At 42.4% G+C, this 7,642-nt stretch carries 9 protein-coding genes and 2 pseudogenes; 7 read left to right on the top strand and 4 right to left on the bottom strand.

Annotated features, from left to right (window positions below; translation table 11 throughout):
* Positions 1-326 precede the first annotated feature (326 nt).
* The 7 genes and pseudogenes from LKD71_RS17305 to LKD71_RS17275 all read left to right on the top strand — a co-directional run bounded on the left by LKD71_RS17305 (position 327) and on the right by LKD71_RS17275 (position 4,958).
* Positions 327-752: a sigma-70 family RNA polymerase sigma factor gene (locus tag LKD71_RS17305; protein ID WP_118510262.1), complete on the top strand. Its 426-nt coding sequence runs from the start codon at positions 327-329 to the stop codon at positions 750-752.
* A complete protein-coding gene (locus tag LKD71_RS17300; RefSeq protein WP_227616347.1) occupies positions 749-1,024 on the top strand; it encodes a helix-turn-helix domain-containing protein in 276 nt (91 codons plus the stop codon). Before LKD71_RS17305 ends, LKD71_RS17300 begins: the two co-directional genes overlap by 4 nt.
* Positions 1,025-1,193: 169 nt before the next feature.
* Complete coding sequence (tnpA, locus tag LKD71_RS17295) at positions 1,194-1,607, top strand: IS66 family insertion sequence element accessory protein TnpA (protein WP_173815580.1); 414 nt, start codon at positions 1,194-1,196, stop codon at positions 1,605-1,607.
* Positions 1,601-1,945 (top strand): IS66 family insertion sequence element accessory protein TnpB, encoded by a 345-nt coding sequence (gene tnpB / locus LKD71_RS17290; RefSeq protein WP_227616346.1) that lies wholly within the window; start codon positions 1,601-1,603, stop codon positions 1,943-1,945. Before tnpA ends, tnpB begins: the two co-directional genes overlap by 7 nt.
* 150 nt (positions 1,946-2,095) lie before the next feature.
* Positions 2,096-3,712 (top strand): annotated as a pseudogene (tnpC, locus tag LKD71_RS17285) (IS66 family transposase).
* A gap of 128 nt (positions 3,713-3,840) precedes the next feature.
* Positions 3,841-4,500: a trypsin-like serine peptidase gene (locus LKD71_RS17280; protein ID WP_118411564.1), complete on the top strand. Its 660-nt coding sequence runs from the start codon at positions 3,841-3,843 to the stop codon at positions 4,498-4,500.
* Positions 4,497-4,958, top strand: a complete 462-nt coding sequence (locus LKD71_RS17275) for a hypothetical protein (RefSeq protein ID WP_118411565.1) — start codon at positions 4,497-4,499, stop codon at positions 4,956-4,958. The genes LKD71_RS17280 and LKD71_RS17275 overlap by 4 nt, the downstream gene beginning before the upstream one ends.
* Before the next feature lie 464 nt (positions 4,959-5,422).
* Here LKD71_RS17275 and LKD71_RS17270 read toward each other — a convergent pair whose 3' ends face one another.
* From LKD71_RS17270 to LKD71_RS17255, 4 genes and pseudogenes are all read right to left on the bottom strand, one after another.
* Positions 5,423-5,542 (bottom strand): cysteine-rich KTR domain-containing protein, encoded by a 120-nt coding sequence (locus LKD71_RS17270; protein WP_456298708.1) that lies wholly within the window; start codon positions 5,540-5,542, stop codon positions 5,423-5,425.
* 37 nt (positions 5,543-5,579) lie between these two features.
* The gene (locus LKD71_RS17265; RefSeq protein WP_331466516.1) at positions 5,580-6,935 is read right to left on the bottom strand and encodes an MATE family efflux transporter; all 1,356 of its coding nucleotides are present in this window, start codon (positions 6,933-6,935) and stop codon (positions 5,580-5,582) included.
* Positions 6,928-7,377: a MarR family winged helix-turn-helix transcriptional regulator gene (locus LKD71_RS17260; RefSeq protein ID WP_117606416.1), complete on the bottom strand. Its 450-nt coding sequence runs from the start codon at positions 7,375-7,377 to the stop codon at positions 6,928-6,930. The genes LKD71_RS17265 and LKD71_RS17260 overlap by 8 nt, the downstream gene beginning before the upstream one ends.
* 84 nt (positions 7,378-7,461) lie before the next feature.
* Positions 7,462-7,623 (bottom strand): annotated as a pseudogene (locus tag LKD71_RS17255) (Arm DNA-binding domain-containing protein); the annotation flags it as partial.
* Between the last annotated feature and the right edge of the window lie 19 nt (positions 7,624-7,642).

Genomic DNA, 7,642 nt, shown 5'->3' with positions numbered 1-7,642 from the left:
GCAGATATGCTCAGATGTGCAATTCATCTCACCACCTGAAGAGGTGGGAGAATTCTTGCTACATTTGTTAAAAAAAGCCTTGCCCCGCCACGGGAATATTCCGGCTATGAGTATGAACTATACCATGTAAGAAAACAACAAAACGCTTCAAATCGTCGCCCGGTAGGTTTACGACCTGCCGGGCGATTTTTGTCGATTTTCGCAGATTCTCATTTCCGGCAAAAAATCAGATGGAAAAGGAGGCGGTCAGCAGACCAGGGCCAGCATAGGCCCCTGACAACGGACAGGATCATCCTGCTCACTCCCCACGGAAAAGGGGTGAGAAGATGAAAGTTACCCCTGATGATTACGGGAGGCGCTGCCAGTTTGACCATTTTTGCAAGCTGGTACTGTACCATGAAGCCGTTGACTACTTCCGGGAAAGGAAGCGTCAGCGTGGCTGGGAAACATCCTTTGAAACGCTGCCGCTTTCGGAACTGGACACGCTATGCACGATAGATCAGTACCCCAGCGACAGTTTTATATTTCCGGCCTATGGCTGTGAGCTTCAGATCAGCGACGGGCTGGTGGCCGCTGCCTTTGCCAGCTTGCCCCAGCCGGGACAAAGCATCTTGATACTGCATTGTGTCCTGGAACTGACGGACGGCGAGATCGGCGCGGTGGTGGGAATGTCCCGCAGCGCCGTCCAGCGGCACAGGACTAAGACGCTGGAAACCATGAGAACAAGACTGACGGGAGGTATTGCAGAATGAAGCAGGCCAGATATAAGGAGCCTTTGCCCCTTGCAGTGATCGAGGCGGCCCGCGCCGGTGACGCCGGGGCCGTGGAACAGGTCTTGCAGTATTACAACGGTTACATAAACAAGCTCTGTACCCGGACGCTCTATGACGATTGCGGCCAGCTCCATGTATGCGTAGACGAGTACATGAAGCACCGCCTTGAAAACAAACTCATATACTCTGTACTGGCAGATACAAAATCGGACATCATTTTCCGAAATTTATCAAATTTTCTTGTTTTTTAATTCTCCATCAGTGTGATTACTGTAAGTGCAAAATAATTCGACGAATTGTGTTGCCCAAAAAAATATCCCATAATAATCAATAGAGAATGCAAGCATTTTACTTCATCTTTTCTTGCTAGAAATGATAGATGCGAGCATTTTATTCTATTCAAGTTATGGAGGTGTGCTCATGAGAAGCAAAAGAATACCTGCCGAAGAACAATACCGTCTCATCATGGAATGCCGTCAAAGTGGATTGACAGATCATCAATGGTGTGTGGAACATGATATCAAGCCAGGAACTTTTTACAACTGGGTAAAAAGACTGCGTCAGAAAGGTTGTGTGGATTTGCCGGCGTCAACTGGACGCACCTATCGCGCACCAGAAAGCCAGGAAGTTGTCAGAGTGGAGTTTCATGATACTGACCCGATTCCTTATGAACAGCCATTAAATGTAATTCCGGCAGCTACGGAAAGGAATAACTTTTCTGTAGCAGAGTCAATGAAGCTGTCTGTAGGCAGCTTTCATCTAACAATACCAAATGGAACAGATCCTCAGCTTCTGGCTCAAACGCTTCGAATTGTGAAGGAGTTGGAATGTTAGGGGATATCACAGACGCCGATGAAATCTATATCGTAACAGGCAGAACGGATATGCGGAAATCCATTGACGGGCTGTGTGCTATTGTAGAGGATCAACTCCATATGGATCCAAGGCGAAGTGCCCTGTATCTTTTCTGTGGAAAACGTTGTGACAGGATCAAAGCTTTGCTCTGGGAATCTGACGGATTTGTGCTGCTGTATAAACGTATGGAAGTTCAGGGCAGGTTTCGCTGGCCCAGAAATCAGCTGGAAGTAAAACAATTGACCTGGCAGCAATTCGACTGGCTCATGTCCGGGCTTGAAATCGAACAACCCAAGGCATTCAAACCTACGGAATGATCGCGTAAAACATCTATGCCAACCAACAGAAACGGAGGGGTTTCTCACCCTGTATCATGTCTGAAATTCCTTGTAAATGCTGGGTTTTCTGCTTCTTTTTCATTGCTTTTTATGGTATAATAAGAGCAGTGAAAAAGGAGCAGAAAACATATGGCTGGCAATTCAAAAGATTCAAAAATCCTTGCGTACAAGGACATGATCAACCAACTGAATAAGACGATTTTCACACAGACAGAACTGATCCAGTCTTTACAAAAAACATTGGAAGCAGACCGGCTGGAAAAAGAAAACCTTCGTCAGCAGATTGAATATCTCACGAAGAAACTTTTTGGTACTTCCAGTGAAAAACGGAAAGATATCGATGGCCAGTTGAGTCTTTTTGATGAAGCCGAGCAGGAAGCAGATCCGACATGGGAACAGGAACTTCCTGATGACATCACTGTTCCGGAACATAAGAGAAAAGCAAGACGGACCCATGCTGATCTCTTTAAAAATGTTCCTTCCTGCGACGAGATCATTTCTCTTCCGGAGGAGGAGCGAAACTGTCCAACCTGCGGAACGCAGATGGAATGTATTGGGAAAGAATTCGTCCGCCATGAATTTCGCTTTACCCCTGCCAAGGGAAAAGTAGTAAATATCTATCGTGAAACCTATAAATGCCCGGAGTGTGCCATATCAGAGGAACATCCGGATGATCAGACATTTGTCAAAGCCCCTGTTCAGGAACCATTGATCCCGGAAAGTTATGCATCGGAATCCGTTGTCGGATGGGCAATGCACCAGAAGTACCAGAATGGTCTGCCGTTAAACAGGCAGGAATAGGACTGGAAGCAACTGGGTGTCCCATTAAGCCGGGCTACGCTTGCTAACTGGATCATTTACTGTGCCGAGAATTATCTCCGTCATGTTTATGATTATTTTCACCGTCAGTTACGGATGCGTAAATATCTGATGGCAGATGAAACCAGGGTTCAGGTACTGAATGAGCCGGAGCGTAATCCTGAAACGGATTCCTGGATGTGGCTCTTTCGCAGTGGAGAAGATGGACTTCCGCCGATCCTGCTCTACCATTACACAGAGACAAGGGCAAACTTCCATGCAGTATCTTTCCTACAGGGGTTCAGCGGATATCTGGAGACGGATGGATACCAGGGTTATAATAATCTGCCGGATATCAAACGCTGCTCTTGCTGGGCACATGTGAGACGTTACTTCACAGATGCCATACCGAAAGGGAAAGAGTATGATTACAGCCTTCCGGCAGTGCAGGGAGTACAGTTCTGTTCCAAGCTGTTTGATTGTGAGCGGTACTCAAAAGCAAAAAATCACACTGCGGAGCAGAGAAAACAATTTCGTCTTGAAAAGGAGAAGCCGATACTGGAGGCGTTCTGGAATTGGCTGGATCAACAGCGCCCAAACAAAGGAACCCGTTTGGCGAAAGCGGTAAACTATGCCCAAAATCGGAAAGACACCCTGATGACTTATCTGGAAGACGGTCATTGCAGTTTGTCCAATAATCTTAGCGAGAATGCAATCAGGCCATTCACTGTCGGCCGGAAGAACTGGCTGTTCAGTGCCAGTCCGAAAGGAGCTGCCTCCAGCGCTATTGTGTATACAATGGTTGAGATGGCAAAAGCGAATGATCTGAACACCTATAAATATCTGACATATCTCTTATCACAGCGGCCAGACGATAAAATGTCAGATGAACAGTTGGAACAGCTTGCCCCATGGAGCGAGACTGCGAAAACGAACTGTCAAAACTAAACTGGAGTAAAACGCTTGCATCTATCATTTTGGTGCAAGCGTAATTCATGAGTAATGTAGCAATATTTTGCGCTTACAAAATTTATGCTATAATATAAACTAAACATTATTTATAAGGAGGTCTTAACATGTTTTTTACTGATATTAGTTATGTAGTTCACCCAGTAGGAAGAATCACGCCAACCGGAATTTCTTTACTTGGCACTGCATTCTTTATTAATAAACCTGGAATCCTTGCAACTGCTTCACACGTTGTTGGAAATAACGACAATGGCCTTGTTATAATCATGAACAGAATTAACTCTATACAGGACTATCAAGATACTTCAAATATGCAAGTATCCTATGTCCCAGCCAAAATAAAAGAAATTAATCCTATTTATGACGTATGTCTATTAGAAGTTCCCCAAACCATTCAATCCACTTTAGATTTAACTTCAACCGACTCAGTGCATGTTGGAGAAAATATTTCTATCTTTGGTTACCCGCATTGTGATCACGGTCGAATGGTTTTAACACAGCAAAATACTTCTGTTGGAGCAAAAATTCTTATCAATTCCTCTGGGATAAAGGCTAAGAATATTGTCCTAAATATACAATCACGCCCTGGACAATCTGGTAGCCCCATAATAGTTCCTGGTAGTTCATCTATATCAGCTATGCTTATAGGCTCATATGCGCCACAAGTAACAAATGGTGGAATTAGTATCGGCGGTATTGATCCACAAACTCTTCATCAAACTACTCATGCTATTTCGGCTGCATACATAAAGGAGATGACTGAATGAATACCATAAAAGATATCTTTACTGAATATCCCAATTCATGGATACAGTGTCTTCCTAAATATCAGCAAAATGTAATCAATGAATTGTATTCCCAGCTAGGTGACTATAATCAAGTAGCAACTTCGTGGCTTAATGCTTCAATGCCAATGAATGTTCCGTTTGGTACTGAAAAAGGGCATTCCATTTTTTATGAAAAAGTATTAGATGAAATCGAAGCCTTCTTTTCTGGCGATGAACGATATAAAGAAAATCGTCTAGCTATTCTAAAAGAATCTGGTGCTGCACAAAACTTTATCGTCGGTTCTATATCCGTTGCCCTAGCTCCAATACTTGGAACCTCTTCAGCATTTTTAGCACCCGTAATCGCTATTATTTTAGTAACAATAGCAAAAATTGGAATTAATGCTTGGCTCGCTGCTCGTAAAGAGAAGCACAATTCTGATTCCTCTAATTCATAATTTTGCAATGCAAAAAGGCCTTACCAAATTGATTTCACTCAATTCAGTAAGACCTTTTTTGTCGGTTTCACACATATTACCTGATAACCACAGGATACCTGATAAATAATACCAAAATATCCAGTGTTATCATTTTGTTATCAAATAGAACCTTGATACCCCTCGAACGCACTGTTTATGCGGGTTCTCAGATTTTTTTCATTATTCAAACTCGACTTTTCCTAACTAATTTTGTTTAGAAATTATTCTCTGCCGAGTATGTAAATCCTTTGATTATTTGATATATCCATATTATCCTGCCTATATAAGCTAATGTTATCATTTTGTTATCGGTATTGATAACACTTGCTCAGTAGCTGTGGATAATAGCTATATGCTATGGCTTAAATTATAAGAGAGTTTGCTTAGAAAATCAAGCCTTGTAAAATATTTAGCATACTGTATTTTTCTATTCAGATACCATCTTAATTTGCACTATCTATGCTAACCGAAACAACAAAGTGCTTGACATTCACAAGTGTTTGCTGTTTACACTTCGGACAGTAGAGTGGAAAGTCCTTTAATTCGGTATCTTCTTGCATCATCGTTCGGGTTTTGAATGTTTTCACATAGGGCTGTTGTTTACATGTCATTTTTTTGTTTTTTTAATTCTATACCCACCAGTACAACAGATAGCACAAACGCTGAAAAATCAGCAACAGGCCCCGCAAGCAATACTCCCATAATTCCGAAACGAAGCGGGAGCAGCAGGGTTAACGGAATCAACAAAAAGGTCTGCCTTGTTAATGCCAACAGAGCACCTCTTAACGATTTTCCTATTGCGGTAAAAAAACTGGAAGAAAGCAACTGCACACCATTTACCAACACCATGAAAAGATAGGTACGCATGAACAAAACAGCAAATTCAAAATACAGCTCGTCCCCATCTCCGAATAGCGAAATGATAGATTGCGGGAAAAATTGAAATGCGATGAAAGCAATAGTGGAAACAACAAGGTTCCATTTTACCGCAAGCAGGTAAGCCTCCCGTACACGATGGTATTGCCCTGCCCCATAGTTGAAGCCGATAATCGGCTGTGTTCCCTGCGAGATTCCTACAACAATCGCAAGGATTATGGCATTTGTTTTCATAACGATTCCGCAAGCAGCTAAGGGAATATCTGTTCCATATTTTGATAATGCGCCGTAATAAGTCAACGAATTGTACTGAATGATTTGAATCACGGTAACTGCAATCTGGTTTGAGCTGCTACTTATCCCCATGCTGCAAATTTTCAGGCTTTCTTTAATGTCCAATAAAAACGACTCTTTTTCAAAATGGATTGTTTGGAAACGCCATAGATAACGGAGTGCGAGTATGAAGGAAAAAATTTGCCCAATAACCGTTGCCCAAGCTCCGCCGGCAATTCCCCAATCGCAAACAAAAATAAAAATGGGGTCAAGAATGGTATTGATAATAGCTCCCACAACCATGCAGACCATTGAATACTTTGGTTTTCCATCTGCTCGAATCAAATTGCTCATACCATTCGTTACAATGAGAAACGGCATTCCAATCAATGTTATGCTGGCATACTGCTTGGCATATGGAAACACATCTGTCGTTGCCCCAAATGCCTTTAGGAGCAAAGACAGAAAAGTTTCTCCAACCAGCAAATAAATAATTCCGAAAATTCCCATCAGAACAATACCATTTCCCGCTGCTTTGGCGGCAGCTTTCGGCTCTTTGCTTCCAAGACAGAGGGAAACACGGGAAGCACTGCCAATTCCGACCAGTAGTGCAATGGCAAGGCAGATGGTAGAAAACGGGTAGGCAACATTGGTTGCTGCATTTCCCAAATAACCGACCCCTTGACCAATAAAAATCTGATCCACAATATTGTAGATTGAGCCGACAAGAGACGCCACAATACTGGGAACAGCAAAATTTTTCAACAGCTTTGAAATTTTTTCATATCCTAGGGGATTCTCAGTCATTAAATTCATCCCCCTTTCTTTCTATACGGAGTTCCGCTGTAATATTTTCACCTGCCTGAATCAGCAAATCAATAAAGAGGTTTTTATCAGATTCCCTGAAGCCTTGCAATAAAAGAGCTTCTGTCTTTTCACATACCGTCTGTACCTCATCAATTACAGACAGCGCACGTTCCGTAGGATACAGCTTACACGTCCGCTTATCCTTATCATTTGGGGAACGCATAATCATTCCCTGCTTTTCTAATGCCGCAACTGTCCGTACAATATTGCTCGGATGAACATAAAACATATCCATTAAAGAATCCTGTAAAATGCCAGGCGAACGACAGATTTTAATCAAAAACATATATTGGCTGTTGTTGATTCCAAAGGGGGCAAGCTGTTTATCCAAATAGATTTTGTAAAATCGGTCTGTTACTGAAAGCCATTTTAATAGTTTCATAGATATATTCCTCCTAACCACCAGTATTATAACACAATATGCGTGCGCACGCAACTACTAAAAGTTTGTTATAAAGTGTTGGATAATATCCACACCCTGGCTCTGCTGTTGCAGAAAATCTCTTTCCCATTCCTTAGCTTCACCCTTGGTCCTGAATCCTCTTTTCTGTTTTCTTTTTCGGTTTCCCTGCCAGTCTTTGTAATACACCTGTACTTTCCAGTTTTTTCCTTCTTTGTAAACCCCCATTACTAATCCTCAACTTTCA

The organism is Fusicatenibacter faecihominis (assembly GCF_020686945.1).
Lineage (GTDB): Bacteria > Bacillota > Clostridia > Lachnospirales > Lachnospiraceae > Limivivens > Limivivens faecihominis.
Note: the sequence above shows the minus strand (reverse complement) of the source record. Positions and strands in the feature narration are given on the sequence as shown.

Excerpts from the sequence above, each read along its gene's own strand:
- LKD71_RS17305 (WP_118510262.1), top strand. The coding sequence starts at position 327 with ATGAAAGTTACCCCTGATGATTACGGGAGGCGCTGCCAGTTTGACCAT.
- LKD71_RS17300 (WP_227616347.1), top strand. The coding sequence starts at position 749 with ATGAAGCAGGCCAGATATAAGGAGCCTTTGCCCCTTGCAGTGATCGAG.
- tnpA (WP_173815580.1), top strand. The coding sequence starts at position 1,194 with ATGAGAAGCAAAAGAATACCTGCCGAAGAACAATACCGTCTCATCATG.
- tnpB (WP_227616346.1), top strand. The coding sequence starts at position 1,601 with ATGTTAGGGGATATCACAGACGCCGATGAAATCTATATCGTAACAGGC.
- LKD71_RS17280 (WP_118411564.1), top strand. The coding sequence starts at position 3,841 with ATGTTTTTTACTGATATTAGTTATGTAGTTCACCCAGTAGGAAGAATC.
- LKD71_RS17275 (WP_118411565.1), top strand. The coding sequence starts at position 4,497 with ATGAATACCATAAAAGATATCTTTACTGAATATCCCAATTCATGGATA.
- LKD71_RS17270 (WP_456298708.1), bottom strand. The coding sequence starts at position 5,542 with ATGATGCAAGAAGATACCGAATTAAAGGACTTTCCACTCTACTGTCCG.
- LKD71_RS17265 (WP_331466516.1), bottom strand. The coding sequence starts at position 6,935 with ATGACTGAGAATCCCCTAGGATATGAAAAAATTTCAAAGCTGTTGAAA.
- LKD71_RS17260 (WP_117606416.1), bottom strand. The coding sequence starts at position 7,377 with ATGAAACTATTAAAATGGCTTTCAGTAACAGACCGATTTTACAAAATC.